We start from the raw sequence: 25,792 nt of genomic DNA on the forward strand, positions 1-25,792 counted from the left end.
ATGAGATAAAGCTTAGTCTTTATCTCATTTTGTTGATTTTCTTTGTGTTTACAAATAAGTATGTCTATGTTATAATTTCTATTGTAAATGAATATGGTTTTTGGTGAAAACCTTTTCACCAGAATCAAAATATAGGGAGGTCATGTTGATGTCAAAAGAAAATTTAAATCCACTAGAAAGTGCTCAAAAACAAGTTAAAAGCGCATGTGACGCTTTAGGCCTAGACCCAGCTGTATATGAAATACTAAAAGATCCACAAAGAATGATTGAAGTATCAATACCTGTTAAGATGGATGATGGTACAGTTAAGACTTTTAAGGGATATAGAGCTGTACATAACAACGCTATTGGACCTGGTAAAGGTGGAGTTAGACTACATCCTGGAGTAAATCCAGATGAAGTTAAAGCGTTATCTGTATGGATGACTTTCAAATGCGGTGTTATGGGTGTACCATATGGTGGAGGAAAAGGTGGAATTACTGTTGACCCAACTAGCTTATCACAAGGAGAACTAGAAAGACTTGCAAGAGGATATGTTCAAGGAATATATAAATATATAGGCGAAAAAATAGATATACCTGCTCCAGACGTAGGAAGTAATGGACAAGTTATGGCTTGGATGGTAGACGAATACAATAAATTAACTGGCGAATCCTCTCTTGGCGTTATAACTGGTAAACCAGTTCCATGGGGTGGTTCAAAAGGAAGAAATGAAGCTACAGGATTTGGTGTTTCTGTAATAGCTAGAGAAGCAGCTAAAAAAGTTGGAATCGAAATGAAAGGTGCAAAAGTTGCTATCCAAGGATTTGGAAACGTAGGAAGCTATACAGTTAAAAACGTTCAAAAACAAGGTGCTAAGATAGTAGCTCTTGGTGAATGGGCTAAATCAGTAGGAACTTATGCATTATATAATGAAGATGGACTAGATTTTGCAGACATGAAAGCTTACATGGATGAACACAAAAACCTTGTAGGATATCCAAAAGCTAAACAAATCACTCTTGATGAATTCTGGGCATTAGATGTAGACATTCTTATCCCAGCAGCATTAGAAAATGCAGTAACAGCTGAAGTAGCTGAAAAAGTTAATGCTAAATTAGTATGTGAAGCAGCTAATGGACCATTAACTCCAGGTGCTGACGAAGTATTTGAAAGAAGAGGAATCCCTGTTACTCCAGATATCTTAACAAATGCTGGTGGAGTTACAGTATCATACTTCGAATGGGTACAAAACCTATACGGATACTATTGGGAAGAAAAAGAAGTTGAAGAAAAACAAGAAGTTGCAATGGTTAATGCATTCAACGATGTTTGGGCATTAAAAGAAAAAGAAAATGTTACAGTAAGAAAAGCTGCATACATGAATTCAGTTAAGAAAATAGCAGAAGTAATGAAATTAAGAGGATGGTATTAATCCTTATTAATAAATAAAGGCTGGTCATTGACCAGCCTTTTTCAATGAATGAGTCAGGGGACGGTTCCTTGACTCATTGTTAGTGCTAGTCAAGAGGTGAAAATAATGAGTTTTAATATAGTAGAAAATGGAGGCAAGATTATAGCAAAAATAAATGATTTTGACCCAACCCATATATTTGAATGTGGACAATGCTTCAGATGGAATAGGGAAGAAGATTTTAGCTTCACTGGAGTTGCCTTTGGGAAAGTATTAAATGTAAAAAAGGAAGATGACTGTATCACCTTTTCCAACACTAATATAGACGAATTTAATGATATATGGTTTAATTACTTCGATTTAGAAAGAGACTATAGTAAGATAAAGAAAAAACTTTCTAAAGATCCTATACTAAAAGAGGCTGTAAACTTTGGTAGTGGTATAAGAATACTTAATCAAGATCCTTTTGAAACCCTCATCTCCTTTATCATCTCTGCAAATAATGGAATACCTAGAATAAAAAAATCCATTGAACTTATATGTGAAAGATATGGGGATTGTATTGGACAATACAATGGTAAGAGTTATTATTCTTTTCCTACTTCGGAAGTATTATCTAAGGTTTCAATGGATGAACTAAGAGAATGCAGTGTTGGATTTAGAGATAAGTATATTTATAATGCTTCAAATATGGTTGCAAATGGAGAAATAGATATTTACAATCTAAAGGATTTGTCTATTAATGAAGCTAGAGATACATTGATGAAATTCCCTGGAGTAGGACCTAAGGTTTCTGATTGTATAATGCTTTTCTCAATGGAAAAACATGATGCATTTCCCATAGATGTGTGGGTGAAAAGAGTTATGGAATACTTTTACCTTAAAGAAGATACTAGCTTAAAGAAAATTCAAGCTTTTGGGCAAGAAAAATTTAAAAACTTAGCTGGATTTGCTCAACAATATTTATTTTATTATGCTAGGGAATTAGGAATAGGCAAATAATGAAGGAAATATGAGGTAATAAATGAAAAGATGAGATATTTACCATTATAGATGAAATAATAGGAAAAAAGGTATAATTAGGCTAAATATAAAACTTGATAACAAAAATAATATTAAGTAACATAGAGATTGTAGACATTAGCACTCAAGAGTTAAGAGTGCTAATAAATTTGAAGGGTAAATAATACATTTTTAATACAAGGAGGTTATAAATATGAACATTAAACCATTAGGAGACAGAGTTGTTATTAAAATGATTGAAGTTGAAGAAAAGACAAAGAGTGGTATTGTTCTTCCAAGTTCAGCAAAAGAACAACCACAAATGGCTGAAATAGTAGCAATAGGCCCTGATATTTTAAATGATGAAAAGAAAAAAGATCAAGTTAAAGTAGGAGACAAAGTAATATTCTCAAAATACTCCGGAACAGAAGTTAAAGTTGATAATGTAGAATATACAATACTTAAATTAAATGACGTTTTAGCTGTAGTTGAATAATATTCTAAATAATAAAGGAGAGTGAATATAATGGCTAAGGAAATTAAATTTGGCGAAGACGCACGCCGTGCTATGGAAAAAGGAATAAACAAACTTGCAGATACTGTTAAAGTAACACTTGGACCTAAGGGTAGAAATGTTGTATTAGATAAAAGTTTTGGTGCACCATTAATTACTAATGATGGTGTTACAATTGCACGTGAAATTGAATTAGAAGACCCATATGAAAACATGGGAGCTCAACTTGTTAAAGAAGTTTCTACAAAGACTAATGATGTTGCAGGTGACGGAACTACTACTGCTACATTACTTGCACAAGCAATCATTAGAGAAGGACTTAAGAATGTTGCAGCTGGAGCTAATCCAATGATATTACAAAAGGGTATTCACAAAGCTGTTCATACTACAGTTGATGAAATAAGAAGATTCTCTAAAAAAGTAGAATCAAAAGACTCTATTGCACAAGTTGCTTCAATATCAGCTGGTGATGAAGAAATAGGTAAGCTTATTGCTGAAGCTATGGAGAAGGTTGGTAATGACGGAGTTATCACTGTTGAAGAATCAAAATCAATGGGAACAACTTTAGAAGTAGTTGAAGGTATGCAATTTGATAGAGGATATGTATCCCCTTACATGGTTACAGATGCTGAAAAAATGGAAGCTGAATTAGAAGAACCATATATCTTAATTACTGACAAGAAGATTACAAACATTCAAGATATATTACCAGTATTAGAACAAATAGTTCAACAAGGCAGACCATTACTTATTATTGCTGAAGATGTTGAAGGTGAAGCTTTAGCTACATTAGTAGTAAACAAATTGAGAGGAACATTTAACTGTGTAGCTGTTAAGGCACCAGGATTTGGTGATAGAAGAAAAGAAATGTTACAAGACATAGCAATACTTACTGGTGGTCAAGTAATATCTGAAGAATTAGGATATGATTTGAAAGACACTACTATAGAAATGTTAGGTAGAGCAAGAAAGGTAAAAGTAGACAAAGAAAACACTACTATAGTAGATGGTGAAGGTGAACAATCTGAAATTGAAAATAGAGTAAGACAAATCAAAGTTCAATTAGAAGAAACTGATTCAGAATTTGATGCTGAAAAATTACAAGAAAGACTTGCAAAACTTTCAGGTGGAGTAGCTGTAATCCAAGTTGGAGCTGCTACAGAAACTGAACTTAAAGAAAGAAAGTTAAGAATAGAAGACGCATTAGCTGCTACAAGAGCTGCTGTTGAAGAAGGTATAGTTCCTGGTGGTGGAACAGTTCTAGTAGACTGTATACCAGCAGTTAGCAAATTAGTTAATGAAACTAGTGGAGATGAAAGAACAGGTATCCTTATAGTTCTAAGAGCATTAGAAGAACCTGTAAGACAAATAGCTACTAATGCTGGACTAGAAGGTTCAATCATAGTAGAAAAGGTTAAAGAAAGAGAACCAGGTATCGGATTTGACGCATTGAAAGAAGCTTATGCTGATATGATGGAAGTTGGTATAGTAGACCCAACAAAGGTAACACGTTCAGCTCTTCAAAATGCTTCTTCAGTAGCTGCAATGGTATTAACTACTGAAAGTGCAGTAGCAGATATTAAGGAAGATGACCCAATGGCTGGAATGGGCGGCATGGGCGGAATGGGTGGCGGAATGCCAATGATGTAGTCCCATATAAAAACCTCTGAGACAATCTCGGAGGTTTTTATTTTTTGTCTTTTTCTACCCAACTTTTTTCTAGTGGTGCGAAGTATTCTAGTATAGCTAAAGCTGCTAAAACTATATATAGATAGATATTTGTATAAAATGGGCCTGAATGTTTTGTATTACTAGAAAATAAAACTATGAAAGCAATAGCTGATGATACTACACGATAAGAATATTTTGTAATAAGCCTACTTTCACAGTGAGGACATCTAATTCCTCCAAAGATCTTTTTCAATACTGAATAATCTAGTTTTCCCTTACATTCAGGACAAGTTTTCTTTTCCACAACATCACCTCTGTTTTTAGTATAACATAAAAAGAATTATTATTTTCAGAAAAACTGTAATGATTTTGTAAGCCTTTTTTATAAAATATATGTTACTATCCTATATATTAAATTATAGAAAAGAGGATTATAACGATGAAAAAATCATTATATGCAGTTTTAGCTTTAATACTATTAATATTAGGAACTATACTTGTTAAAAATGGAAAGGTAAAGATAGCCATTGCAGATTCAAATAAAGTCATTCCAGTACTTATGTATCATCACATTGTAGAAGATGAAAATGAAGCCAATAAGATAACATTAACTTCTAAAAGATTTGAAGAAGATATGGAATATTTAAAAACAAAGGGATATACAACTATATCTTTTAAAGAATTAATTGATTATAGTGAAGGCAATAATAATTTACCAGATAAGCCTGTAATAATAACCTTTGATGATGGTTATGAAGATAATTATATAAATGCTTATCCTATATTAAATAAAAACAATATGAAAGCTACTATTTTTGTAATAGGTTCTAGAATTGGAATAACTAATTTTAATAATGATCCTAGATATTCATATATGTCTTGGGGACAAGCCAAAGAAATGTACCAAAGTGGACTAATAGAAATACAACCTCATTCTTATGATTTGCATCATTATAAAACAAATGCGAAACATGGACAAGGTGTACTACCAAAGGATAAAGAAAATGAAAAAGAACATTACAATAGGTTTTTAGTAGATACAGAAAAGGTTATGAAACTTATTAAGGACAATGTAGGAAGTGAATCCTATGTCTATGCATATCCTTATGGTAAGTACAATGCGACTAATGAGGAAGTTCTTAAAGCTTTAAATTTTAAAGTTACTTTGACTACAAAAAGCCAATATGCAGATATATCTAATGGATTGTACAAACTTAAAAGAATAAATGTGCCTTGTAACAAGAAATTAAGAGAGTTACTTTTATATTAAATATTAAATGAATATATTTTTCAAACATAATGAATACATTTATTATATAAAAGGGTAATGTAAAAAGTTTTATGAAAAAATAAAAGTCAAAAATAATACTTTTCAATTAAATTTTGAGTGGGATCTCCCGCCACCCTTGACAAAAAATAAGAAAATGCTTAGTTAAAACTAACAAGGGCGAGGGGAACTCAAAAACAAGACAACGCAAATAAGCCCTTGAAATGTTCATTATAGCATTTTCTTAAATATTTTTGTCAAGGGCAAGCCTACGGTGGCTAGTGCTGCTGGGCTCAAAGAATCTAAAAACAAGACTTTAAGCACAAGAAGATATGTATTCTTCAGACAGTTGTATTAATTTAATCCATCTTGCAGGCATATTGGGTAAATCCTCAAGTTCAGGAATAACAACAGGTACACTAGCTTCCAATGAAGCATGAGGTCTTAAAAAGTTGAAATAAACAGCAAACAATGTAACAAAAGTAACAGAACCATGCTGGGCACCAAATCCATGAGAGGATTTGTAATTGCCTTTAAAAGTGCGATTAAGACGTTCGATAACTTGCTTAAGTGGTCTAAATTCTTTTGAAACAGGATCATCATTAGTAAGACCAATGACCTGTGAAACATCAAAAAATATATCATGTTGGGCAAAAAAATGTTGAGCAAGAAGGTAAATAGGATTACCATCAACAATGATATTAAGATTCTTTGGAATTTCCTTAAATTTAGACAAAACATCATCTAAAGCAATAATAGCTGAAGGAGTGTCACGATTAGGAGAAACATGGTAAGACAAAATAATCTTCTTAACAGCATCAAAGAAAAAGAAGATATAATGCCATTTACCATTAACCCTAATATAAGTTTCATCACCACAAATAGAGTCAGATAGCTCATAAGGGTAATTGTCAACAAATGGCTTAGTAATAACACTTACAGTGTTAGCATAATTAAGAACAGTTTGATGAGAAATATCAACCTGATGAATATCTTTCATGATAGCAGCAGTCTTTCTAGCACTTAGGCCATAATTAACATAATAAGTTAAAACAAGACCTAAAACATGATTGGAAGCATAAATCCTTGGCAAAGAAACAGAACCTTTAACAGGAGAAGTTCTAGATAAAGGCTTAAAGTTAATATTAAAAGCTCTGTAAATATAATGCATTTTAAAAGAATGAGGCTTAATCTCAAACAGCTCCTTTTGTTCTTTAGATAAAGAATTTTTGTTTTTAAGATAAAAAGAGCACTCATTGTTTTTACACTTGTAGATAATAAAGAATTTACGATCCTTAATAGGCTCAAGAGCCTTGTTACAATGAGGACATCTTAAAATAACAGACTTGGAAAATTGATTTTTTCGGCTAAAAGTTGATTCACAAACCTTGCATTTAAATTGGCCTCTGCCACCGTTGTTATCGTATATGTAAATGTGAGGAGCACCACAACAAGGACAAGAAATAGATTCAGGAACAGGAACTTTAGAGTTAACAGGTTTAAGCTCTTTTCCTTTATCCAACAAATAATTCTTTAAAAGAACTTTGTGATCATATTTCTTAACCTTATCAAAGATAGGCATTTCGTCGACTTTCAGTTTACGATAAGGCTTATCAATGGGTTCATCAGGTAGCTTCGAAGCTTTAATAGCACCTAAACAAAATAGAAGATATAAAATAATGTTATTTTGGACTTGAATAAAGTATAGTAAATAAGTTATAATATCGAACATGGATGACAATTCCTTTCTAGTTAGATTTGTTTGACGACGATATTATAACTAATGAATGGATATTTGTCATCCATTTTTGTATATAAAAACAAAAAATATTTAGCTCTCTTTAGGGGGTAAATATTTTTATTAAGATAAATGTTTGAAAATCAAGGATTGTCAGAGATGTATATTAATATTTTTGACAATACCTATAAAAGTTTAGGGGGATTTTTATGTATATTAGTAAAAAAACATTATGGATTTTACTTATTGTATTCATTATCATTATGGGATTAGTTGTATTTAATTTAGTGTTTGGGAAAAAGAGTATTGAAACAGATGCTCCAGTAAAAGGATATGTAGCAATAGTAATTGATGATTTAGGAGGAAATGGAGAAGGAATAGATGAACTTTTGCATTTAGATATCCCAATTACTGCTGCTATCATGCCTTTTTTAGAAGCTACAGAATCTGAGGCTGTGAAATGTAATGAGGCGGGTTTAGAAATAATATTGCATATACCCATGGAACCTGAACAGGGTTCTCCTAGTTGGCTAGGACCTAGACCTATTACAGTTGATAAAGCCGATGATGAAATAAGGAATATTATAGAAGATGGGCTTAAAGAAGTAAAATATGCAAAAGGTATGAACAATCATATGGGTTCTAAGGTTATGAAAGATAAAAGGATTATGACAGAAGTTTTGAAAATTGCCAAAGAAAATAATCTATATTTTTTAGATAGTTTAACTGGAGAATATACTGTAGCAAACGATATATCCCATGAACTGGAAGTTGTATATCTTAGTAGAGATGTATTCTTAGACAACTCTAAGAATAAAAATCAAATAAAAAAGGCTATGGAGAAACTTGCAGATATAGCTTTGGAAAAGGGATATGCTATTGGAATAGGCCATGTAGGTGGTCAAGGAGGAAAAGTTACTATTGAAGTTATAGAAGAGATGAAAGAAGAATTAAAAGTAAAAGGAATAGAATTTGTATATTTATCACAATTAGAAAACAATAAGAAAATGTAAGAAGGTTACATAAAAAGGAACTTTTAAAGTTCCTTTTTGTTTACCATTCTATTAAAATCTTTGAATTATCGATGGATTCCAAGTCCTTAGTGCTTGTGAGTATCATTGTTTGATATAGTTCGTTTTTCATCTTATTGAGAATTAACGAAACTCCTTCTTCATATCCACCAAAAGCACCAACGATAATAGGTCTACCTATTAGTACTCCATCAGCACCTAGGGCAATCATCTTAAACACATCAACTCCTGTACGAATACCGCCATCAACAAGTATCATTACTTTTCCTTTGACAGCTTTACTTATCTCAGGTAGTACCTTTGCAGTTGATTCACAATGGTCCAATACCCTACCACCATGGTTTGAAACTACTATAGCCTTAGCTCCAACTTCTACAGCTAATTTAGCTTCTTCTACAGTCATTATTCCCTTTAAGATAAAGGGTAAATTAGTTGAAGATACTATTTCTTTTAATTCATCTACAGTCTTTGGACCAACAGGTTGTCCTTTTAAAGCCATAGTTATTAGTCCCGCTCCATCAATATCCATTCCTACAGCCAATGAATTTATACTTTCAGCAATTTTAACATTTTTGATAACGTGGTTGTTTTCTCTTGGTTTTATTATAGGTACACCTTTACCATCTACATTTTTTAATGCATTTATCCCTTCTTCATATAATGATAAATCTGCGGAATCTCCAGTCATAGCTATTGTACCTGCTTTTAAACTACCCTTTATTACACTATTAATATATTCCCTTTCTGTCAAAGCTCCTCCCATATTAAAAACAGTACCAGTTATAGGTGCAACTATTATAGGAAAGTCTAAAATTGTATTGAAAAAGTTGAATTTTAAATCTGGATTTTTTGCGTCATGGATTGTTTTTAATTTCAATTTAACCTTACTTAAATCGTCTACATTGCTTTTAAAAGTAGAACCTGTTAGCGAACCACCCATACCAGGAACTTCTCCAGCACAGGCTACACCATTGCACACAGGACAGACTCTACAGTAGCCCTTCATTTTCTCCCTTGCCACAGTTCTAACTTCTTTTAAATCCATATTTATACACCCCTTTTATTAACTTTATATATTCCTTATATTTCGATTATATATTATAATTATATCATTTCAAAGAAAAAAACTTTATTTGCAGTACTTTTGTTTTAATGGTCGTTATATTAATAGATATGTTTTTTATAATAATTACATCAGAGGTGGATAATATGGAAAATAATAAAAAAATATATATTTTACTTACTTATAGTGGTTCTTTACTTTCCAAATGCATTTATGTATATACAAAAGAACCTTACACACATGTTTCTATTGCATTAGACAGTAATTTGAAGGAACTCTATAGCTTTGGAAGACTATATCCTTCAAATCCTATATTTGCTGGATTTGTCAAAGAAGATATAATAAATGGTACTTATGCTAGATTTCCAAATACAAGATGTGCACTATATTCATTGGAGATAAGTGATTTTCAATATTATAGATTAAAAAAAGAACTATATAAATTTAAGCAAAATGGTGATAAATATGGCTATAATCTATTAGGATTATTTGGAGTAGTACTAAATGTTCCAATAGAAAGAAGATATAATTATTTTTGTTCTCAATTTGTAGCTACACTATTAGATAATAGTGGTATAAATATGTTCCACAAACCTAATGGTTTAGTATCTCCTAAGGACTTTAGGGAATGTAGAAAATTAAAACTAATATACGAAGGTATGTTAAAAAGTTACAGTAGTGATTTAGTATTATATAGTAAAGTTTTATAAAAAGTTTGCAGTACTTTTGTTTTTGCTTACGTTTATGTTAGTAGACAGGAAAGGAGGGGAGGTATGACTGAGGATAATGTTTTAATAAAAGAGACACTCACAGGCAGTGAAATAGCTTTTGCCAAGATAGTAGATAGATACAAGGGATATGTATTCGCTATTATATTAAATTTTATTAAGGATCATGATGAAGCAGAAAATGTGGCTCAAGAAGTATTTTTACAAGTTTATATCTCCCTTCCCAATTATAAATTTGATAATTTCAAAGGATGGATTGGCAAAATTGCAGCAAATAAGTCTATAGACTGGAAGAGGAAACAGATGAGTAAATTCAAAGAGGAAACCATAAATAATGCTGAATATATCATAGATAGTCAAGAATCAAACTATTGTGAAACTCCAGAAGATAAGCTGATTGAAAAAGAAAATAGAGAGTTAATATTAAAATTATGTAAAAGCATACCTCCCATATATAGAGACACTATCATGAAGTTTTATTTTGAAGAAAAAACTTATGAACAAATAGCTGAAGAAGAAGGCACTACCACTAAGACAATAGCTTCTAGACTCTATAGAGGAAGGAATATGTTAAAGGAGAAATGGAGGGAAGAAAATGAAACATTATGATTATATGGAATGGTTTTTTTATAAGGAAAAAAATATTTCTGATGAAAAGTATAGAGAAATGGAAGAACATCTTTATAATTGTGATGAATGTATGAATACTTTTCTTTCTCTCATAGACAATGAAGAAATAGATCAAGCTGAAGAGGCAATTTCATCAGATTTTACTAAAAATGTTATAGGTAATATTCAAAAAGTAAAATATAAGCCAAAACCAAAGATACATTATGAGGCAACATCATTTATGAGTGGATTTGGCTATTATGTAGCAGCTGCAGCAGTAGTTATAATGCTGACATGGAGTGGGTTCTTTAGTGGATTAGTTGACGTGGTACCCAAAATTGCAGAGACTACTATTGAAGAAGATATAACAGAAAAACCCAATATTATTTTTAGCTTGTCAGAAAAAATAGTCAATAGGACTTCAAGTTTTATAAATGATTTTGAAATATACAATGGTAAGGAGGAGTGAAAATGAAGGAAAAGAGTAAATTTGTAAGTTTTCTATTATCTTTTGTCCCTGGATTATCACATTTATATCTAGGTTTTAGCGATAGAGGTGCAATATTTTTAGTAGTATTCTTTGCATTAGTATTTGGAGTATCAGGATTGACCGTATTGACAAATGATGAAGCATTTATTGCAATACTCGCTTTTACTTTGCCAATACTTTGGCTTATTGCATTAATAGATGCCTCTTCTATGAGGAAAAAGGCTATCTATAATGAGAACAATCCTTTAGGAAATGCAATGAGTGAAGAGGATAGAGAAGAGCTGAAAAAGTCAAATAAAAAGACCATAGCAATGACTTTGTCGATAATACCAGGTGCTGGTCATATGTATTTAGGCCATCAGAAAAAAGGTTTAGTTATAATGGGTGCATTTTTCTTTACAGTATTTTTCATGGGATGGTTAAACTTGAGTTTCTTTCTATTTATATTGCCTTTAATATGGTTTTATAGTTTTTTCGATGTACTACATTCTGTTAATGGGAAAAACATAGATGAAGAAGAGATCTCATTTGTATTGCCTAAAATCAAGCCAGAATGGATAGGTTGGACACTTATTGGATTAGGTTTACTTGTTATTGTAGAACGTATACTTTATCCAATGCTATCTTATGAAATACGAAACTACATCCAAACATCAATAGTATCAATTATATTTATCATTGGTGGTATTAAGATACTTCAAAAGAATAAAAATTCAAATGCTAAAGATATTGATGAATCAGATGAGGATGGTGAAGAAATATGAAACAAAGAAGAGTAGGAACTATTTCCATGGCAATTGTTTTAATTGCTGTGGGAATTATAATGTTAGTTTCCCAAATAAATGATGTATCAGCTGTAAAATTGTCAATGAAGTTTTGGCCTGCAGTATTATTTTTACTTGGTGGAGAAATACTTTGGTACAGTTATAAATATAATGACGAAGATATAAAAATAAAATATGATGTTTTTAGTGTATTTATTGTACTTTTGATAGTTGGTATAAATTTATGTTTTTATGGATTGATGGAAACAGGTTTAATGTCTAGAATAACTTCTAAAGTTTCATCTCAGACATATACTTATAAACTTCCATATAAGGAAGTTGAATTAGGTAATGAAATTGAAAAAATAGTCGTAAATTCACCTAGTGGTACAAATCTAACTATTAGAACGGAAGGGAGTAACAAAATAGTTTCCTCAGGTTCTATAAATGTTACAGCAGATAGGGAAGAAAAAGCTAAGGAATTTTTAAATAATGAGTATATCATTACCAATGTATCTGACAATATTATGTATATCTCATTTATGGATAGATCTAATTACGATGATAGTATTTATTATGCGCATCCTTATGATTATGAACTTATATTGCCAGAGAACAAAAAGGTTGAAATCAATGGTGGAGATAATTTGAAGTTAATAACTAGCAGTATTAAAAGTGATTGGGTTATAGACAATGTGAATAGAATAAGATTAAGAATGGGAAAAGATTTAAATGTAAAAGTAAAAACCCTTGTAGACAGCAGAGAAATGTTACGAGGAAATGCCAAATGGAATATTACTGAAGAGAAAAGTGGAGAAGAAATAGTAAATGTTACAGGAGAGTTAATGTATGGCGATGGAAAGAGCAATATTAATATTCTTAATTCTGGAGAAATAGTTGTAGATGAGCTATAAAGTGAGTCAAGGGACGGTCCCTTGACTCACTAGTTTTTTGGTATAATATTTTAATTAATCAACATAATATAGAAAAAGAAGTCGCTTTCTGTTATTATAAAGTTAAAGAATATGTAGGGAGATGTATTAATATGGACAGAATAGAAGGAAGACAGTATGATGAACTTAGGAAAATTAATATTACTAGGAATTATTTAAAGCATCCTGATGGATCAGTTCTCATGGAAATGGGGGAGACAAAAGTAATATGTACTGCTATGATAGATGATAGAATTCCACCTTTTTTGAAAGGCTCTAATACAGGATGGATAACTTCTGAGTACTCTATGTTGCCAGGATCAACTATTAATAGAAAAGTAAGGGATTCTTCAAGGGGAAAGGTAGAGGGAAGGTCTCAAGAAATTCAAAGACTTATTGGCAGATCTTTAAGATCAGTTGTAGACTTAAGTGTTATAGGAGAAAGAACTATTTGGATTGATTGTGATGTAATTCAAGCAGATGGAGGGACTAGAACAGCTTCTATTACTGGAGCTTTTGTGGCACTTATAGATGCTTTAAATAAATTGTATACAAGAGGAGATATCCCATATATACCAGTGTCAAATTTTATATCAGCTGTTAGTGTAGGAATAGTAGGTGGTGTTCCTATATTAGATCTATGCTATGAAGAAGACTATAAGGCAGAAGTAGATATGAATATTGTCATGACGGACAATGGAAGATTTGTCGAAATACAAGGGACAGGTGAAGAAAGCACTTTTTCTTTAGAAGAATTAAATAAACTAATATCATTAGCGCAAAGTGGAAATGAAAAGATAATATCTATACAAAAAGAAACACTAGGTGAGATTGGAGAATTAGTAGGCAGAAAAATAGATGTAGAGGGGAAATCAGATGATGAATAGGAAACTTGTTCTATCAACTGGAAATATTCACAAGATAGCAGAAATAAAAGATATTTTAGAAGGACTACCTATTGAAATTTATTCAAAAGAAGATATAGGATTGAAAGATTTAGAAGTTGATGAAGATGGAGAAACTTTAGAAGAAAATGCTATAAAAAAGGCTTTGGCAATAGCAGAAAAAACAGATGGTATTGTAATTGCAGATGATACAGGATTATTTGTTGATAAGCTAGATGGTAGACCAGGAGTTTATTCTTCTAGGTATTCTGGAGAAGATGCTACTTATGAAGATAATAACAATAAGCTACTCAAAGAACTAAAAGGAGTTCCTATTGAAGAGAGGACAGCTGATTTTAAAACTGTTATTGCAATAGTTTCTGAGGATAAAACTGTAACAACTGTATATGGTGAGTGCAAAGGTAAGATTGGGTTTGAGCCAAAGGGAGAAAAGGGTTTTGGATATGATCCATTATTTATTGTAGATGGCTATGGAAAAACTTTTGCAGAATTAGGTGAGGAAATAAAGAATAAAATTAGTCATAGGGCAAGGGCAATGGAAGAACTAAAAAAACAGATTAAAAAGCTATTAGAGGATGATTGTAGTGAGGATATTTGTAGTAAGTGATACTCATGGCAGAATAAATGAATTCGTTAGATACGCCAAAAAACTAGAAAAACCAGATTTAATAATACATTTAGGTGACAATGTAGAAGATGCTTATCAAATAGAAAAAGAGATGAAAGTTGATACAGTTGTTATAAGAGGTAATTGTGATTTTGTATCAAATGATATCGAATCTGAAAAATTGTTAAAGATAAAAGATAAAAATATTTTTATAACTCACGGAAACAAGTATAATGTAAAATACGATCTTACAAGGCTTTTATATAAAGCTGAGGAAGTTGAGGCGGATATGGTTTTGTTTGGTCATACACATATTCCATTTATAGAAAGTGAAAAGTATGGTATAATAGTAATGAATCCAGGGAGCCCTACTTTACCAAGGGGTTCAAGTGATTATAGCTTCGGGATAATTGATATAGGCGAAAAAATTAAAGCAAAAGTTATAGAATTTTAAAAAAAGCTATTGACATTGTATTTTGTATCTGCTATAATTTTAAATTGTTAGCGGAAGCTGCTTGGAAGTTAACTCGAAGTTTCTGCGGGTGTAGCTCAGTGGTAGAGCACTGGCTTCCCAAGCCAGCTACGAGGGTTCGATTCCCTTCACCCGCTCCAGTGTCAAGTTTGTATGACATATATATGAGTCTTTAGAGCTTCAGGAACCGTGCACCTATAGCTCAGTTGGATAGAGCAACGGACTTCTAATCCGTGTGCCGGGGGTTCGAATCCTCCTAGGTGCACCACTTTTATGCATGGTGGATATGGCCTAGTTGGTTAGGGCGCCAGATTGTGGCTCTGGAGGTCGTGGGTTCGAATCCCACTATTCACCCCATACATGACCTATTAGCTCAGGCGGTAGAGCACCTGACTTTTAATCAGGGTGTCCGGCGTTCGAGTCGCCGATAGGTCACCAATATGCGGGAATGGCGGAATTGGCAGACGCGCTAGACTTAGGATCTAGTGTCTTTGACGTGGGGGTTCAAGTCCTCTTTCCCGCACCAAAACAAAAATTGGCTCAGGCCAATTTTTTTTTATACCAATATATCTTGAAAGGGAAATTATCATGAAAACAAAGATAATAATATTTATTTTATTAATATCAATTTTATTTATGTATTTCATCATTGAAATAAAATGTTTCAAAATAAATAATGTTGTTTTATATAATGATAAATTAACTGAAGATATAAATATAGTTCAAATAACAGATTTTCATGACAATAGACATATAAACAGAAAAAAACTGATTGAAGAAATTGGAAATATCAATCCTGATTTTATTTTTCTAACAGGAGATATAATAGATGCTAAGACAGAAGATACTAGATATACTTTAGAATTAATAGAGGAATTAACAAATATCAATGATAATATATATTTCGTATGGGGAAATCATGAACATAGAAATATTAAAGGAGAAGAATTTGTCAATAATCTTGAAAAAATAGGTGTTAATGTTTTAAATAATGAAAATGTATGTGTAAAATTAAATAAAGATGAAATAAATATTTCAGGAGTAGATTTCTATTTAGATAAATCTGATTATGAAAAAGCATTACAAGGCTTAAATGAAAAAAACTATACTATACTTCTATCACATTCTCCAAATAGACCACTATATTATACTAGAGGATTAGAAGATCTAATACTTGCAGGTCATACCCATGGTGGTCAAGTAAGACTTCCAATAATAGGACCTATAATAGCTCCAGGTCAAGGTTATTTCCCTAAGTATGATAAGGGAATATTTGAGTTAGAAAATGGAGTTATGTATATAGACAGTGGACTTGGAAATAGTGTACTTCCTATTAGATTTTTAAACAGAGTACAAATAAGCAATATTAAAATAAGTCCTAGTTAAATTCAATATTATAGGATATAATATATATTGTAAATAAAAAAGTGCACCCTTAGCTCAGTTGGATAGAGTCGCTGACTTCGAATCAGTTGGTCGGGGGTTCGAGTCCCTCAGGGTGCGCCAAGAAAAAACCCTGTAATCATAACGGTTACAGGGTTTTTATTTTTACTTAACTATCTTTAATTTCGGTGGATTCGTGCCACTTTCCGTGCCACTTTTCAAAATATCGTTAAATGTGTCTGCCATTTTTCTTTCTACAGACTCTAAAGCATGAGCATAAAAATCTGTAGTTGTGGAAGTTTTTGCATGGCCAAGAGAATGGGAAATACTTACTATATCTATGTTGTTATTTATCAGTATTGTAGTGTTGGTATGTCTTAGCCCATGGAAGGTGATGTGTTTTAGATTGTTTCTCTTAATGAATTTATTAAACCACTTTGAAGGAGTGCTAACAAAAATAATGCTTCCATTTTCTTGAGTAAATACAAAATCGTTTTCATCTTTGTTATCCTTGCCATAATACCAATCTTCACCCAGCAGTTCTTTTTTTAATGACTCATCTTCTCTATGTTCTTCTATTAAATCAACTAAAAATGCTGGAAAAGCTATTACTCTTTCTGAATGAGTATTTTTGGTAGATTTGATGAATGATCCTTTCTCTTTTGTATATGAGTTAGCCTGTTCTATTTTTATTTCTTTATTGTCTAGGTCAATATGTTTCCATTGTAAGCCCGTTATTTCACCCAGCCTTGCGCCTGTTGTAACAGCAAGTAATATTATTAGCCGATACTTTGTAGGTTCTCCAGTAAGGCAATTAAGCATTTTATTTACATCTCCTATATCATAGTAATTATCTTTCAGCTTTGCCTTAGGTGCCTTTATAGGAACATTGTCCATAGGATTATCTGCAATAATCTTTAGCGTTACAGCATCATTAAACATTGCTTTCAAAAGTGTGTGGTAGTGCTTAACTGAATTAATGGATAATTTGCCTGTTTCAGTTTTTGCTGGAGATTCTTTTATTATTTTCATCAGATCTATCATGTCTCCAGTAGTAAGGCTATCTAGTGTTTTATTGCCTATCAATTTTAATATCCTTGTATCTAGTAATTTTTTATATTCTTCTTTGGTTTTAGGTGCTATTTCTTTATAGTCTAACCACCAAATAGAGTATGCTTCAAAGGATCCCTTAGCTAGTTTCTGAAACTTAGGATCCTTCTTCTTTACTTCATCTTCAAAATCAAATTCAGCTAACATTAAAAACTTTTCTAAATCTCTACCTTTTAGATCTGTAGTAACAGTTTTTGAAAATCTTCTTCTGGAGCCGTCCAAATTAAATCCATCAGAAACAAATATTCTGTATTTATTTTTATCAACTTTTGTTACTGACATCTTTATCCTCCTTTGCTTTTAATAATTTTTTTAAAAAATACGCAGGTGTTACTTTTAAAACTTTTGCTATCCTAATTAGTTTTCCTATAGTCAATCCATCTATGTCTCCATTTTCTATTCTACTTATATAAACTTGGCTAATGCCAATTCGTTCTCCTAATTGTTTTTGTGTATACCCTCTTTTTGCTCTCAAACCTTTCAACTAAACCATCACTTCCGACTATTTTTCTTTAATTATGTCGAAAGCTATCTCAATATTCAACGAACAAAATGTGGTAATGTCGAAAAATGTCGGAAATATAACTGCTAGTTATATTATTTATGTTACAATTATATATACAAGGAAAAAGTTTTCCTGTTTGATTTTTTTAAAAAAGCGTGTATAATAATATTGGAACGTTTGTTCTGAACGTTAGTTTGTAAAAGGGGGATACATATGAAAGAAAACATTAAAACAGAACTGGATGAGGTTGTTGAACAATTATTATTACCAGAATTATTGATACTCCTTTCATTTGCGAAGTCGCTTTTAAATAGAGAAGGTAAAACAACTAAAAAGAAAGAATGATCTCTAAACAGGTCATTCTTTTGCTATTTTAGTTAAAAAATCCATAAATATTTTTCTATGTTCTTCAGGTAATTTAAAGTATTCGATTAGAAATCTTTCTTCCATAGGGTCCATGTTCCCTAAATTATCCGCTATAACCTTCAATAAGTCATCTTGCGTTCTGAACATCTCTCCTTTTCCTTCTAGAAGCCATTCTTCGTTTACATAGTATTCTCTACAAATAGCTTTTATCATTTGATCCGTAAGGTTTCTATCTCCGCTTTCTATTTTTGATATTCCAGCTCCAGTAACACCTAATCTTTTGCCAAATTTCTCTTGGCTTAATTCTAATTCTTTTCTTAACTGCAACACTCTATTGTTCATTATCTCATGCCTCCACCTTCTTTTATTGTCTTTCTGAATACATTTTACTAAAAAAACTTGGCAAAGTCAAGAAAAAAGTGTTGACAAACTTGGCAAAGTTAAATATAATATTGTCATAGCCAATAAAACAAAGGGAGGCGAGAATGTGGCAGAGAAAAAAATAACAGTAAAAGAAGCACAATTATTATTAGAAACAGTTAGCTCTTTAGATGAAAAAACAAAAGAATTAGCTTTTGCGACCCTGACAGGAATGAGATTGGTTTCAGAAGCTAATAGAAAAAACAAAAGACAAACTGCGTAGAAAGGAGGGTGAATGTGGAGGCATCTATTTTCTCTAGAAAGATGATTGAAGAAAAGGCCAAGGAGATTGCTGGCATTAATAATGTAGATATAAAGCTGCAATCTCCAGGGCATATATTGATAAAAATAGAATGTAAATCCGATGCAAAATATAAAGAGTTTAAAGAATGGATTAATACCAACAAACCATTAGGTGCAAAAGTTACTTTTTGCAGAAAACTTTGATCCAAGTTCCAAGCGGAGCTAATTCTTGAGCATATATTTGCAATTTAACTAGTTCTTCATCAGTGAATTTGTTTTTAGTTTCTATACCAATTATGTTTTCTGGTACAGCAACATGAAGTACAAAAGGCACTAAATCAGGTAAGCCTTTTTCGATTTTTAGTTTGATAGCTTCTTTATTACCACCATCAGACATCGCAAGTCGTTCTACCAAAGGTGGAAGTTTTGGTTCTGGCGGAACCTTATCTTGGTTTAATTGATGATAAATTTTAAAGTTATATTCCAAATGACATGGAAGAAGCTTTTTTATAGAAGATATAGTATCTTTATTTAAAAATTCTTCACTATCTCCAAGATAAATATTGATTTCAGAATATTTGTTTGGTGGCTGCCAAACACGTACGTTAAGATTTGGATAAAGATTTTGAATTAAAGTTTGTACAAAAAGCCTAGTAGACATAGTCACACCCCCTTTCACGGTAAATTCTACCACATGAACGGGACGAGTTCAAAGGAGGAATGAGAATTGAATAACAATTTACAAGTTTTTAAAAACAATGAGTTTGGAGAAATAAGAGTAATTGAAATTAACAGTGAGCCTTGGCTAGTAGGAAAAGACATCACTGAAAAGCTGGGGTACCAAAATGGTAGTAGAGATATACAAAGACATGTAGATCCAGAAGATAGAGTTGTTACAAAAATACATGACGGTACTCAAAACAGAGATATGACAATTATAAACGAAAGTGGTTTTTATGCCTTGGTTCTAGGTTCAGAAATGCCAACAGCTAAAAAATTCAAAAGGTGGGTTACAAAAGATGTGTTGCCGACTATAAGAAAGCATGGAGCTTATTTAACTGATGAAAAAATAGAAGAAGTTCTAACAGATCCAGACACGATAATCAAACTTGCAACTACTTTAAAAGAAGAGCAACTGGCAAGGCGAAGAGCGGAAAAGCAAATAGAAGAACAGAAACCAAAAGTTATTTTTGCAGATGCAGTAACAGCTTCACATACTTCTATTTTAGTAGGAGAGTTAGCAAAGTTACTGAGACAAAATGGAATAGATACAGGACAGAATAGATTGTTTAAATGGCTAAGGGATAATGGATACCTAATAAGAAGGAAAGGAACTGACTACAATATGCCAACTCAATATTCTATGGATCTAGGGTTATTTGAAGTAAAAGAAACTTCTATCACTCATTCAGATGGCCATGTAAGTATATCTAAAACGAGTAAAGTAACTGGAAAAGGTCAGGTATACTTTATCAACAAGCTAACAGAATTGAAGGAAGCATAGGAGGATGGATATGGACGAAACATTATTGAAGGAATTAAACGAAAACATCAAAGAACTTAACGAGAGAGTTAGAAAGATTAATCAGAATGTATTTAACGCAAGGGAAGCAGCTGAATATCTTAGGATTGGATATGACACAATTCTAAGACTGACTAGGATAGGAAATATAGAGTATGTAGCAAATGGATCTAGCTACCTATATAAGAAAGAGTATCTAGACAGATGGTTAGACAGAAATAAAAGGGAGGTAATCTAATGAAGCTTACGAATTGCGAATCAAAGGAAGAGAAAACATTAAGGGAGATAGAATTACAAGGACTTAGCAACAATGAATTAGTTGGTTTGTCTAAAACAATAAAGGAAGGATGGTATAAGCAAGATTTGCGAGATGAAAACATAGTAATCGACGCATTAATACAGATAACTGAAGAATTAGGAAGGAGGTGCAAATAGATGAATAAGAAAGCAGAGGAATTATTAAGCAAAAATCAAGTTGCAAAACGTATATTAAGCAATAAAAGTTTTTATGAGAAACAAATAGTAAAGTATAAAAAGTTGGAGAAAAAAGATAAAGATGACTTTGTAAAAGGTTTAGATAGCGGAGTGCAGATAGGGTTTAAATCTGCGGCATATAATTGCAAAATATTGTTAGATTCAATGCTTGTAGGGGAGGTAAATTAGATGATTAAGAAGGTTTTGACGGTATGTTACAGAGTTGGAGAATTTTGTTGGAGTTATGTGGAAGAGTTTTTATTTCAAAAGGAGATTAGGCCAACTAAAGTAGTTGGGACAGATACTACAGTAATAGGAGCTAGAAACACACTAGCAGTTGGACATAGGTTCCGTGGTGATGTAGGGGAGGTGATGTAGTGGGAGGTTTTGTTTGTAGTATATGGTCGCCAATAGTTGGGTTTGTACTTGCGGCAGCTTATATTGTTTGTTTAGTTAGAGACTATGTAAAGGAGGAATTGTAGTGAAAACATGGGAAATAATGCAACATACAGGTAAAAGATTTAAAAGAAAATCAGATGGTCTAACAATAGCAATAACGGAAGATGGAACATTGAATTGGGAAAGTGGATATATGAATTTAAACACAAATGATGATTGGAAAGAAGTTAAGGAACCAGTAACGTTTATGGAAGTATTGGAAAAAGCAAAAGAAGATAATACTACAAGAATTCACATGGAAAATAAAAAAAGAAACATAGTAGAGAATAGTACATTAGGTACTTTGATGTATAGATTGATAGCAGATTATAATTCTCAACATGTAGCAGAAATCTTATTAACAAGTGAATTTTATATCGAATAGGAGGTGGACAAGTTGCAAGAAACTTCTATAGATTTAAGAGAAAATATATCAGCTTTGTGTGTAGCAATTCTTCGAGATGATATAGCTATACCCGAACAAGCTTTTGCAGTATTGGAGGGCAAAAAGTACGAACTAACAGAAAAAGATACATGGGATATGGTTAGGCTACATTTGTTAGAGGGAGTAACGTTTAGAGAATTAGAAGAAATATATGGAATAGGTTATTCAGCGATACATCACAGAATTACAAGGCATACACCATATGAAGAATTAAAAGAATTAAAAAAATCAAGGAGGTGCAAAATTGTCTAAGAAGGACAGGCAGTATAAAGCAAAAGCAAGAAGAGAAAAGGAGAATATAAGGAAAGAAACTGCAGCAATGATAAAAAGGTTAAAAAAAGACCAGTTCAGATGGCAGTCTGAAAAGGTCAACTAAAATTAACTATTTAGATAAGTATATCACATTGGAAAGGAGAATTTCAATGAGAAGACATAGAAGTTTTAGGCTTAGATGGAGTAGATATTATCAATTCTTAGTAGAAGGACAAGTTTTCTACATGAAACAAAAGGCTTTTACAAACGATAGTGATGGATGTATAGAATGGGAAGTGATTACAGAGCAGACGTATAGAGAAGCACTTAAAAGAGGATATAGAGACAATGTAGTAGTTGTAGAAGAAGAAATATCTATAGCTGATGTACAAGCCCTCACACTTATATTCAATGAAATATGTCAAATAGATGAGGATTGCATGAGACAAGCAGTTATAGAAGGACAGGAATCTGTTAGAGAACTTAGGAGACATACAAGGATTCCTAAAGGCTTGGAATATAGGATTTTCAAAAGGGTTACGGAACTAAAATTAAATGAATTTGAGGAAGTGGCTATATGAGGTGTCCAAAGTGTGGTAGAGGAGTAAAGATTAAGAAGAATCAATTATACAACTGCCAGTGTGGGGCTAAATTACTGGCAGTTGAAATAAACAAGAAACTGATTGTTGAAAATTTAAAAAAGGAGAAGATGAATAATGGATAAAATGACTGAGATGGAAATAATGGAAGTGGAGAATATTGAGGAAGAAGAAAAAGAGAGATTCAAGATTCAAGATGTAGAGCAGGTTAATTGGGCTTTTAGAAAAATAAAGGCATTCCAAAGTGAAATAAATCAAACAAATGAACTGGCAGATAAGGAATTAGAAAGAATAGAAATATGGAGAAAAAAAGAAAATGAAACAGCTAGAAACTCAATAGAATTTTTTCAAGGACTTATAATTGAATACTTCGCAGAAATGAAGAAGAAGGATCCTAAATATAAAATATCTACGCCTTACGGAAAGGTATCGACTAGAAAGCAACAACCTAAGTGGAATTATGATGATGAAAAATTAGTTGAATGGCTAGAACATTATAAGCCAGAACTGGTACGAGTTAAAAAAGAAATAAATAAGACAGACTTTAAAAAAGCAGTAAAAGATGAAGATGGATTTATAGCGATAGGTGATGGCAAAGTAGCGAGTAGTGAAACTGGAGAAGTTATAGAAGGTGTAACTATAGAAGAAAGACCCGAGACTATAAATATTAAGGTGGTGGAATAGATGGCTGCATTGGCTGAAAAGTTGTTATCCATACAAGCTGAACTAAAAGTACCTAAAAATCAATACAATAGCTTTGGAAATTATAATTATAGAAGTTGTGAGGATATCTTGGAAGGATTAAAACCTTTGCTAACTGAATATAAAGCTACATTAACGATAAGTGACGAAATAGTGCAAATAGGAGATAGATATTATGTAAAAGCTACAGCTACATTAGCAGACATAGAAAAGGATATGTGCATAGAAACAACAGCTTACGCAAGGGAAGATGAATCTAAGAAGGGAATGGATTTAGCACAGGTGACAGGTAGTACAAGCAGTTACGCAAGGAAATATGCCTTAAATGGACTTTTTGCAATAGATGATACAAAAGATAGCGACTATACAAATACGCATGGGAAGGCAAAGGACAAGCCAAGCAAACCAGTGAACAATCCAAAGACAGATGGAGAGGTAAAACTATACTGCAGTAGTTGTGGAACGGTAATAAATCAAAATGTAGCTTCATACTCAAAGCAAAAGTTTGGCAGAGTGTTGTGTATGAATTGTCAGAAGAAAGAGAAGTAGGCTAGGGGCTTTGCCCCTGGTCCATATAGAAGTAAAAGAAGAGGTGGGTATATGAAAAATCATGCTAAATTAACAGGTGTATTGGAAAAAGGATACGGTTTAGCTCCAAAGCTGATTATGTTAGATAAGGATTTAAGCATAGAATCAAAAGCTATATATTGTTATATTTCTTCGTTTTGTGGAAATGGGACAAGCGCTTTTCCTAGTGTAGAAACTATTACGCACCATTTAGGAATAGGAAAGAAAAGATTTTATAAACATGTTAAGCCATTAGAAGATAAGGGATATATTACTATAATTCCTAGAAGAAATGGAAATAGGAGAGATAGCAATTTATATAAATTGAATATGGAATTAGATTTTGAATGTAGTCAAAATGAACATATTCAAAATGAACCTATTCAAATTGAACATGTTCAAAACGACCCCAGTAATAATAACAGTCTTAATAATAACAATATTAATAATAACAGTTCAAATAAAAACAACTACAACAATAATAGTAGTAATTGTGAAGAAGATATTGATAAAGAATTTAAAGAATTAGCACAGCTATATCAGAAGTGTGGTTTTAAAGTGAACGGACTTACTCCTAGTTGGATAAATAGCATTAAGGAAGAATATGGTTTCCAATGGTGTAAAAATGCTTTCTTAGTAGCTGAGAAGAAAGGAAAACTCACAAAAAGCTACGTAGAAGGAATACTTCAAAATTGGAATAAAGATGGTGGCATGAAATTAGGGGGTGGACCAGATGGAACGAATAGCAGAAACAACGAAAGTAGCCTTGGGCAGTACGCGGACATTGGAATCACAATATAAGCTGAAAACTTGCCCTAAATGTGGAGGTAACAAAGAATTCATTCTAACGATAGGAGGAGAAGAAAGAAAAGTACCTTGTTTATGTAAATGTGAAGCAGAAGAAAGAGACAAGCTGAAAGAACTAGATGAACGGAAACAAAAGATATTAAGATTAGAAAGACTAAGAAGCCATTCACTTATGGGAAAACAATTTGAAAGTTGCACATTCCAAAACTTTGAAATAGACAGCCAAAATAAAGGAATGTATAAGCTGGGAAAAAACTACTGCGAGAATTGGCAAGAGATGAAAGAAAATAATATGGGATTACTTTTATATGGATCTCCTGGAACAGGAAAAACTTTCTTAGCTTTCTGTATAGCAAACGAATTACTAAGCGAGATGGTACCAGTAATAGCTATATCTAGTATTGGGCTACTAGGTAAAATAAAGGAAACTTACAAGAGTTGGGGAAGAGATGGAGAAACAGAGATTATTAGAAGCCTTAAAAATGCAAGCCTATTGATATTAGATGATCTAGGAGCAGAAAACAATACAGATTGGGCAAAAGAAAAAGTATACGAAATAATCGATTCGAGATACAGAGACAAGAAACCTTGCATAATTACAACGAATTTGAGTAGAGAAGGCTTGAAAGAAAAGCTTACTGGAGAGGATGGTGTATCTAGAACATATGACAGGATTGTAGAAATGTGTTACCCGATACAGGTACAAGGACAGTCAAGGAGAATAGGTTCAGCTAGAGAAAAAGAAGAAATAGTTAAGAAACTGTTGAAGTAAG

General features: G+C 32.2%; 39 protein-coding genes and 6 tRNA genes. 38 read left to right on the plus strand and 7 right to left on the minus strand.

Annotated elements, in window-relative coordinates; genetic code table 11:
• The first annotated feature begins 148 nt into the window (after positions 1–148).
• The 4 genes from BQ9840_RS10025 (at position 149) to groL (ending at position 4,559) form a co-directional block, all read left to right on the plus strand.
• Positions 149–1,414 (plus strand): Glu/Leu/Phe/Val family dehydrogenase, encoded by a 1,266-nt coding sequence (locus BQ9840_RS10025; RefSeq protein ID WP_077369655.1) that lies wholly within the window; start codon positions 149–151, stop codon positions 1,412–1,414.
• 105 nt (positions 1,415–1,519) lie between these two features.
• Entirely contained in the window at positions 1,520–2,395 is an 876-nt protein-coding gene (locus tag BQ9840_RS10030) for a DNA-3-methyladenine glycosylase family protein (RefSeq protein ID WP_077369656.1), read from the plus strand.
• A 214-nt stretch (positions 2,396–2,609) separates the two neighbouring features.
• Entirely contained in the window at positions 2,610–2,891 is a 282-nt protein-coding gene (groES, locus tag BQ9840_RS10035; protein WP_077369657.1) for a co-chaperone GroES, read from the plus strand.
• 30 nt (positions 2,892–2,921) lie between these two features.
• Entirely contained in the window at positions 2,922–4,559 is a 1,638-nt protein-coding gene (gene groL / locus BQ9840_RS10040; protein ID WP_077369658.1) for a chaperonin GroEL, read from the plus strand.
• 37 nt (positions 4,560–4,596) lie between these two features.
• Here groL and BQ9840_RS10045 read toward each other — a convergent pair whose 3' ends face one another.
• The gene (locus BQ9840_RS10045; RefSeq protein WP_077369659.1) at positions 4,597–4,884 is read right to left on the minus strand and encodes a hypothetical protein; all 288 of its coding nucleotides are present in this window, start codon (positions 4,882–4,884) and stop codon (positions 4,597–4,599) included.
• A gap of 135 nt (positions 4,885–5,019) precedes the next feature.
• On the opposite strand from BQ9840_RS10045, the gene BQ9840_RS10050 reads away from it, so the two are divergent.
• Positions 5,020–5,850: a polysaccharide deacetylase family protein gene (locus BQ9840_RS10050; RefSeq protein WP_077369660.1), complete on the plus strand. Its 831-nt coding sequence runs from the start codon at positions 5,020–5,022 to the stop codon at positions 5,848–5,850.
• Positions 5,851–6,163: 313 nt separating this feature from the next.
• Here BQ9840_RS10050 and BQ9840_RS10055 read toward each other — a convergent pair whose 3' ends face one another.
• Positions 6,164–7,579 carry a DDE-type integrase/transposase/recombinase gene (locus tag BQ9840_RS10055; RefSeq protein WP_077367778.1) on the minus strand — a complete coding sequence of 472 codons (1,416 nt, stop codon included), beginning with the start codon at positions 7,577–7,579 and terminating at the stop codon, positions 6,164–6,166.
• Positions 7,580–7,794: 215 nt separating this feature from the next.
• On the opposite strand from BQ9840_RS10055, the gene BQ9840_RS10060 reads away from it, so the two are divergent.
• Positions 7,795–8,598, plus strand: a complete 804-nt coding sequence (locus BQ9840_RS10060) for a divergent polysaccharide deacetylase family protein (RefSeq protein ID WP_077369661.1) — start codon at positions 7,795–7,797, stop codon at positions 8,596–8,598.
• Between the two features lie 40 nt (positions 8,599–8,638).
• Here the strand turns inward: BQ9840_RS10060 and BQ9840_RS10065 are convergent, their stop codons facing one another.
• Complete coding sequence (locus BQ9840_RS10065; RefSeq protein ID WP_077369662.1) at positions 8,639–9,661, minus strand: alpha-hydroxy-acid oxidizing protein; 1,023 nt, start codon at positions 9,659–9,661, stop codon at positions 8,639–8,641.
• Positions 9,662–9,825: 164 nt separating this feature from the next.
• Between BQ9840_RS10065 and BQ9840_RS10070 the strand changes: the two genes are divergently transcribed.
• The 15 genes from BQ9840_RS10070 (at position 9,826) to BQ9840_RS10140 (ending at position 16,692) form a co-directional block, all read left to right on the plus strand.
• Complete coding sequence (locus BQ9840_RS10070; protein ID WP_077369663.1) at positions 9,826–10,389, plus strand: hypothetical protein; 564 nt, start codon at positions 9,826–9,828, stop codon at positions 10,387–10,389.
• 63 nt (positions 10,390–10,452) lie between these two features.
• Entirely contained in the window at positions 10,453–11,016 is a 564-nt protein-coding gene (locus BQ9840_RS10075; RefSeq protein ID WP_077369664.1) for an RNA polymerase sigma factor, read from the plus strand.
• Positions 11,003–11,485 carry a hypothetical protein gene (locus tag BQ9840_RS10080; RefSeq protein ID WP_077369665.1) on the plus strand — a complete coding sequence of 161 codons (483 nt, stop codon included), beginning with the start codon at positions 11,003–11,005 and terminating at the stop codon, positions 11,483–11,485. The genes BQ9840_RS10075 and BQ9840_RS10080 overlap by 14 nt, the downstream gene beginning before the upstream one ends.
• A gap of 2 nt (positions 11,486–11,487) precedes the next feature.
• Positions 11,488–12,270, plus strand: a complete 783-nt coding sequence (locus tag BQ9840_RS10085; RefSeq protein WP_077369666.1) for a hypothetical protein — start codon at positions 11,488–11,490, stop codon at positions 12,268–12,270.
• Positions 12,267–13,184: a hypothetical protein gene (locus BQ9840_RS10090; RefSeq protein ID WP_077369667.1), complete on the plus strand. Its 918-nt coding sequence runs from the start codon at positions 12,267–12,269 to the stop codon at positions 13,182–13,184. Before BQ9840_RS10085 ends, BQ9840_RS10090 begins: the two co-directional genes overlap by 4 nt.
• 131 nt (positions 13,185–13,315) lie before the next feature.
• Positions 13,316–14,089, plus strand: coding sequence for a ribonuclease PH (rph, locus tag BQ9840_RS10095; protein ID WP_077369668.1), 774 nt, complete (start codon positions 13,316–13,318; stop codon positions 14,087–14,089).
• On the plus strand, positions 14,082–14,714 hold the full coding sequence (locus BQ9840_RS10100; protein ID WP_369800198.1) for an XTP/dITP diphosphatase: 633 nt from the start codon (positions 14,082–14,084) through the stop codon (positions 14,712–14,714). Before rph ends, BQ9840_RS10100 begins: the two co-directional genes overlap by 8 nt.
• Entirely contained in the window at positions 14,692–15,168 is a 477-nt protein-coding gene (locus tag BQ9840_RS10105) for a metallophosphoesterase family protein (protein ID WP_077369670.1), read from the plus strand. Before BQ9840_RS10100 ends, BQ9840_RS10105 begins: the two co-directional genes overlap by 23 nt.
• Before the next feature lie 84 nt (positions 15,169–15,252).
• A tRNA-Gly gene (locus tag BQ9840_RS10110) sits at positions 15,253–15,326 on the plus strand.
• A 51-nt stretch (positions 15,327–15,377) separates the two neighbouring features.
• Positions 15,378–15,454 (plus strand) — tRNA-Arg (locus BQ9840_RS10115).
• Positions 15,455–15,466: 12 nt separating this feature from the next.
• Positions 15,467–15,543, plus strand: a tRNA-His gene (locus tag BQ9840_RS10120).
• Between the two features lie 5 nt (positions 15,544–15,548).
• Positions 15,549–15,624 (plus strand) — tRNA-Lys (locus tag BQ9840_RS10125).
• A gap of 4 nt (positions 15,625–15,628) precedes the next feature.
• Positions 15,629–15,712: transfer RNA gene (locus BQ9840_RS10130), tRNA-Leu, on the plus strand.
• 62 nt (positions 15,713–15,774) lie between these two features.
• On the plus strand, positions 15,775–16,572 hold the full coding sequence (locus BQ9840_RS10135) for a metallophosphoesterase (protein WP_077369671.1): 798 nt from the start codon (positions 15,775–15,777) through the stop codon (positions 16,570–16,572).
• Positions 16,573–16,615: 43 nt separating this feature from the next.
• Positions 16,616–16,692: transfer RNA gene (locus BQ9840_RS10140), tRNA-Arg, on the plus strand.
• A gap of 42 nt (positions 16,693–16,734) precedes the next feature.
• On the opposite strand, the gene BQ9840_RS10145 is transcribed toward BQ9840_RS10140, so the two are convergent.
• Positions 16,735–17,961 carry a tyrosine-type recombinase/integrase gene (locus BQ9840_RS10145; protein ID WP_077369672.1) on the minus strand — a complete coding sequence of 409 codons (1,227 nt, stop codon included), beginning with the start codon at positions 17,959–17,961 and terminating at the stop codon, positions 16,735–16,737.
• Positions 17,942–18,163 (minus strand): helix-turn-helix domain-containing protein, encoded by a 222-nt coding sequence (locus BQ9840_RS10150; RefSeq protein ID WP_077369673.1) that lies wholly within the window; start codon positions 18,161–18,163, stop codon positions 17,942–17,944. The genes BQ9840_RS10145 and BQ9840_RS10150 overlap by 20 nt, the downstream gene beginning before the upstream one ends.
• 234 nt (positions 18,164–18,397) lie before the next feature.
• Here BQ9840_RS10150 and BQ9840_RS12955 point away from each other — a divergent pair, with 234 nt between their 5' ends.
• Positions 18,398–18,529, plus strand: coding sequence for a hypothetical protein (locus tag BQ9840_RS12955; RefSeq protein WP_255371029.1), 132 nt, complete (start codon positions 18,398–18,400; stop codon positions 18,527–18,529).
• Positions 18,530–18,541: 12 nt separating this feature from the next.
• On the opposite strand, the gene BQ9840_RS10155 is transcribed toward BQ9840_RS12955, so the two are convergent.
• Positions 18,542–18,892 (minus strand): helix-turn-helix domain-containing protein, encoded by a 351-nt coding sequence (locus BQ9840_RS10155; RefSeq protein ID WP_077369674.1) that lies wholly within the window; start codon positions 18,890–18,892, stop codon positions 18,542–18,544.
• Between the two features lie 145 nt (positions 18,893–19,037).
• Here BQ9840_RS10155 and BQ9840_RS12555 point away from each other — a divergent pair, with 145 nt between their 5' ends.
• The gene (locus BQ9840_RS12555) at positions 19,038–19,193 is read left to right on the plus strand and encodes a hypothetical protein (protein ID WP_159436141.1); all 156 of its coding nucleotides are present in this window, start codon (positions 19,038–19,040) and stop codon (positions 19,191–19,193) included.
• Positions 19,194–19,207: 14 nt separating this feature from the next.
• Positions 19,208–19,417, plus strand: coding sequence for a hypothetical protein (locus BQ9840_RS10160; protein ID WP_077369675.1), 210 nt, complete (start codon positions 19,208–19,210; stop codon positions 19,415–19,417).
• Here the strand turns inward: BQ9840_RS10160 and BQ9840_RS10165 are convergent.
• A complete protein-coding gene (locus tag BQ9840_RS10165; protein WP_077369676.1) occupies positions 19,395–19,874 on the minus strand; it encodes a hypothetical protein in 480 nt (159 codons plus the stop codon). The two genes, BQ9840_RS10160 and BQ9840_RS10165, sit on opposite strands and share 23 nt — an antisense overlap.
• A gap of 66 nt (positions 19,875–19,940) precedes the next feature.
• Between BQ9840_RS10165 and BQ9840_RS10170 the strand changes: the two genes are divergently transcribed.
• The 14 genes from BQ9840_RS10170 to BQ9840_RS10225 all read left to right on the plus strand — a co-directional run bounded on the left by BQ9840_RS10170 (position 19,941) and on the right by BQ9840_RS10225 (position 25,791).
• On the plus strand, positions 19,941–20,717 hold the full coding sequence (locus BQ9840_RS10170) for a phage antirepressor (RefSeq protein WP_077369677.1): 777 nt from the start codon (positions 19,941–19,943) through the stop codon (positions 20,715–20,717).
• A 10-nt stretch (positions 20,718–20,727) separates the two neighbouring features.
• Positions 20,728–20,973, plus strand: a complete 246-nt coding sequence (locus tag BQ9840_RS10175) for a helix-turn-helix domain-containing protein (protein WP_159436142.1) — start codon at positions 20,728–20,730, stop codon at positions 20,971–20,973.
• The gene (locus BQ9840_RS10180; protein ID WP_077369679.1) at positions 20,973–21,170 is read left to right on the plus strand and encodes a hypothetical protein; all 198 of its coding nucleotides are present in this window, start codon (positions 20,973–20,975) and stop codon (positions 21,168–21,170) included. The genes BQ9840_RS10175 and BQ9840_RS10180 overlap by 1 nt, the downstream gene beginning before the upstream one ends.
• Positions 21,171–21,398 (plus strand): hypothetical protein, encoded by a 228-nt coding sequence (locus BQ9840_RS10185; protein WP_077369680.1) that lies wholly within the window; start codon positions 21,171–21,173, stop codon positions 21,396–21,398.
• A complete protein-coding gene (locus tag BQ9840_RS10190; RefSeq protein WP_077369681.1) occupies positions 21,399–21,587 on the plus strand; it encodes a hypothetical protein in 189 nt (62 codons plus the stop codon).
• A gap of 103 nt (positions 21,588–21,690) precedes the next feature.
• Positions 21,691–22,032: a hypothetical protein gene (locus BQ9840_RS10195; protein ID WP_077369682.1), complete on the plus strand. Its 342-nt coding sequence runs from the start codon at positions 21,691–21,693 to the stop codon at positions 22,030–22,032.
• A 12-nt stretch (positions 22,033–22,044) separates the two neighbouring features.
• A complete protein-coding gene (locus tag BQ9840_RS10200; RefSeq protein ID WP_077369683.1) occupies positions 22,045–22,344 on the plus strand; it encodes a hypothetical protein in 300 nt (99 codons plus the stop codon).
• On the plus strand, positions 22,337–22,468 hold the full coding sequence (locus BQ9840_RS12960) for a hypothetical protein (protein WP_255371030.1): 132 nt from the start codon (positions 22,337–22,339) through the stop codon (positions 22,466–22,468). Before BQ9840_RS10200 ends, BQ9840_RS12960 begins: the two co-directional genes overlap by 8 nt.
• 46 nt (positions 22,469–22,514) lie before the next feature.
• Positions 22,515–22,925 carry a hypothetical protein gene (locus BQ9840_RS10205; protein WP_077369684.1) on the plus strand — a complete coding sequence of 137 codons (411 nt, stop codon included), beginning with the start codon at positions 22,515–22,517 and terminating at the stop codon, positions 22,923–22,925.
• Complete coding sequence (locus tag BQ9840_RS12560; RefSeq protein WP_159436143.1) at positions 22,922–23,068, plus strand: hypothetical protein; 147 nt, start codon at positions 22,922–22,924, stop codon at positions 23,066–23,068. Before BQ9840_RS10205 ends, BQ9840_RS12560 begins: the two co-directional genes overlap by 4 nt.
• The gene (locus BQ9840_RS10210) at positions 23,061–23,627 is read left to right on the plus strand and encodes a host-nuclease inhibitor Gam family protein (protein ID WP_077369685.1); all 567 of its coding nucleotides are present in this window, start codon (positions 23,061–23,063) and stop codon (positions 23,625–23,627) included. Before BQ9840_RS12560 ends, BQ9840_RS10210 begins: the two co-directional genes overlap by 8 nt.
• Positions 23,628–24,194 carry an ERF family protein gene (locus BQ9840_RS10215; protein WP_077369686.1) on the plus strand — a complete coding sequence of 189 codons (567 nt, stop codon included), beginning with the start codon at positions 23,628–23,630 and terminating at the stop codon, positions 24,192–24,194.
• A 51-nt stretch (positions 24,195–24,245) separates the two neighbouring features.
• A complete protein-coding gene (locus BQ9840_RS10220) occupies positions 24,246–25,013 on the plus strand; it encodes a helix-turn-helix domain-containing protein (RefSeq protein ID WP_077369687.1) in 768 nt (255 codons plus the stop codon).
• Positions 24,946–25,791 carry an ATP-binding protein gene (locus tag BQ9840_RS10225; protein ID WP_077369688.1) on the plus strand — a complete coding sequence of 282 codons (846 nt, stop codon included), beginning with the start codon at positions 24,946–24,948 and terminating at the stop codon, positions 25,789–25,791. Before BQ9840_RS10220 ends, BQ9840_RS10225 begins: the two co-directional genes overlap by 68 nt.
• The last annotated feature ends 1 nt before the right edge of the window (position 25,792 follow it).

Origin of the sequence: Anaerosalibacter sp. Marseille-P3206 (assembly GCF_900155565.1) — a bacterium.
In the GTDB taxonomy this organism is placed as follows: Bacteria; Bacillota; Clostridia; order Tissierellales; family Sporanaerobacteraceae; genus FUHM01.

Excerpts from the sequence above, each read along its gene's own strand:
- BQ9840_RS10025 (WP_077369655.1), top strand. The coding sequence starts at position 149 with ATGTCAAAAGAAAATTTAAATCCACTAGAAAGTGCTCAAAAACAAGTT.
- BQ9840_RS10030 (WP_077369656.1), top strand. The coding sequence starts at position 1,520 with ATGAGTTTTAATATAGTAGAAAATGGAGGCAAGATTATAGCAAAAATA.
- groES (WP_077369657.1), top strand. The coding sequence starts at position 2,610 with ATGAACATTAAACCATTAGGAGACAGAGTTGTTATTAAAATGATTGAA.
- groL (WP_077369658.1), top strand. The coding sequence starts at position 2,922 with ATGGCTAAGGAAATTAAATTTGGCGAAGACGCACGCCGTGCTATGGAA.
- BQ9840_RS10050 (WP_077369660.1), top strand. The coding sequence starts at position 5,020 with ATGAAAAAATCATTATATGCAGTTTTAGCTTTAATACTATTAATATTA.
- BQ9840_RS10055 (WP_077367778.1), bottom strand. The coding sequence starts at position 7,579 with ATGTTCGATATTATAACTTATTTACTATACTTTATTCAAGTCCAAAAT.
- BQ9840_RS10060 (WP_077369661.1), top strand. The coding sequence starts at position 7,795 with ATGTATATTAGTAAAAAAACATTATGGATTTTACTTATTGTATTCATT.
- BQ9840_RS10065 (WP_077369662.1), bottom strand. The coding sequence starts at position 9,661 with ATGGATTTAAAAGAAGTTAGAACTGTGGCAAGGGAGAAAATGAAGGGC.
- BQ9840_RS10070 (WP_077369663.1), top strand. The coding sequence starts at position 9,826 with ATGGAAAATAATAAAAAAATATATATTTTACTTACTTATAGTGGTTCT.
- BQ9840_RS10075 (WP_077369664.1), top strand. The coding sequence starts at position 10,453 with ATGACTGAGGATAATGTTTTAATAAAAGAGACACTCACAGGCAGTGAA.
- BQ9840_RS10080 (WP_077369665.1), top strand. The coding sequence starts at position 11,003 with ATGAAACATTATGATTATATGGAATGGTTTTTTTATAAGGAAAAAAAT.
- BQ9840_RS10085 (WP_077369666.1), top strand. The coding sequence starts at position 11,488 with ATGAAGGAAAAGAGTAAATTTGTAAGTTTTCTATTATCTTTTGTCCCT.
- BQ9840_RS10090 (WP_077369667.1), top strand. The coding sequence starts at position 12,267 with ATGAAACAAAGAAGAGTAGGAACTATTTCCATGGCAATTGTTTTAATT.
- rph (WP_077369668.1), top strand. The coding sequence starts at position 13,316 with ATGGACAGAATAGAAGGAAGACAGTATGATGAACTTAGGAAAATTAAT.
- BQ9840_RS10100 (WP_369800198.1), top strand. The coding sequence starts at position 14,082 with ATGAATAGGAAACTTGTTCTATCAACTGGAAATATTCACAAGATAGCA.
- BQ9840_RS10135 (WP_077369671.1), top strand. The coding sequence starts at position 15,775 with ATGAAAACAAAGATAATAATATTTATTTTATTAATATCAATTTTATTT.
- BQ9840_RS10145 (WP_077369672.1), bottom strand. The coding sequence starts at position 17,961 with ATGTCAGTAACAAAAGTTGATAAAAATAAATACAGAATATTTGTTTCT.
- BQ9840_RS12955 (WP_255371029.1), top strand. The coding sequence starts at position 18,398 with ATGAAAGAAAACATTAAAACAGAACTGGATGAGGTTGTTGAACAATTA.
- BQ9840_RS10155 (WP_077369674.1), bottom strand. The coding sequence starts at position 18,892 with ATGAACAATAGAGTGTTGCAGTTAAGAAAAGAATTAGAATTAAGCCAA.
- BQ9840_RS10165 (WP_077369676.1), bottom strand. The coding sequence starts at position 19,874 with ATGTCTACTAGGCTTTTTGTACAAACTTTAATTCAAAATCTTTATCCA.
- BQ9840_RS10175 (WP_159436142.1), top strand. The coding sequence starts at position 20,728 with ATGGACGAAACATTATTGAAGGAATTAAACGAAAACATCAAAGAACTT.
- BQ9840_RS10180 (WP_077369679.1), top strand. The coding sequence starts at position 20,973 with ATGAAGCTTACGAATTGCGAATCAAAGGAAGAGAAAACATTAAGGGAG.
- BQ9840_RS10185 (WP_077369680.1), top strand. The coding sequence starts at position 21,171 with ATGAATAAGAAAGCAGAGGAATTATTAAGCAAAAATCAAGTTGCAAAA.
- BQ9840_RS10190 (WP_077369681.1), top strand. The coding sequence starts at position 21,399 with ATGATTAAGAAGGTTTTGACGGTATGTTACAGAGTTGGAGAATTTTGT.
- BQ9840_RS10205 (WP_077369684.1), top strand. The coding sequence starts at position 22,515 with ATGAGAAGACATAGAAGTTTTAGGCTTAGATGGAGTAGATATTATCAA.
- BQ9840_RS12560 (WP_159436143.1), top strand. The coding sequence starts at position 22,922 with ATGAGGTGTCCAAAGTGTGGTAGAGGAGTAAAGATTAAGAAGAATCAA.
- BQ9840_RS10210 (WP_077369685.1), top strand. The coding sequence starts at position 23,061 with ATGGATAAAATGACTGAGATGGAAATAATGGAAGTGGAGAATATTGAG.
- BQ9840_RS10215 (WP_077369686.1), top strand. The coding sequence starts at position 23,628 with ATGGCTGCATTGGCTGAAAAGTTGTTATCCATACAAGCTGAACTAAAA.
- BQ9840_RS10220 (WP_077369687.1), top strand. The coding sequence starts at position 24,246 with ATGAAAAATCATGCTAAATTAACAGGTGTATTGGAAAAAGGATACGGT.
- BQ9840_RS10225 (WP_077369688.1), top strand. The coding sequence starts at position 24,946 with ATGGAACGAATAGCAGAAACAACGAAAGTAGCCTTGGGCAGTACGCGG.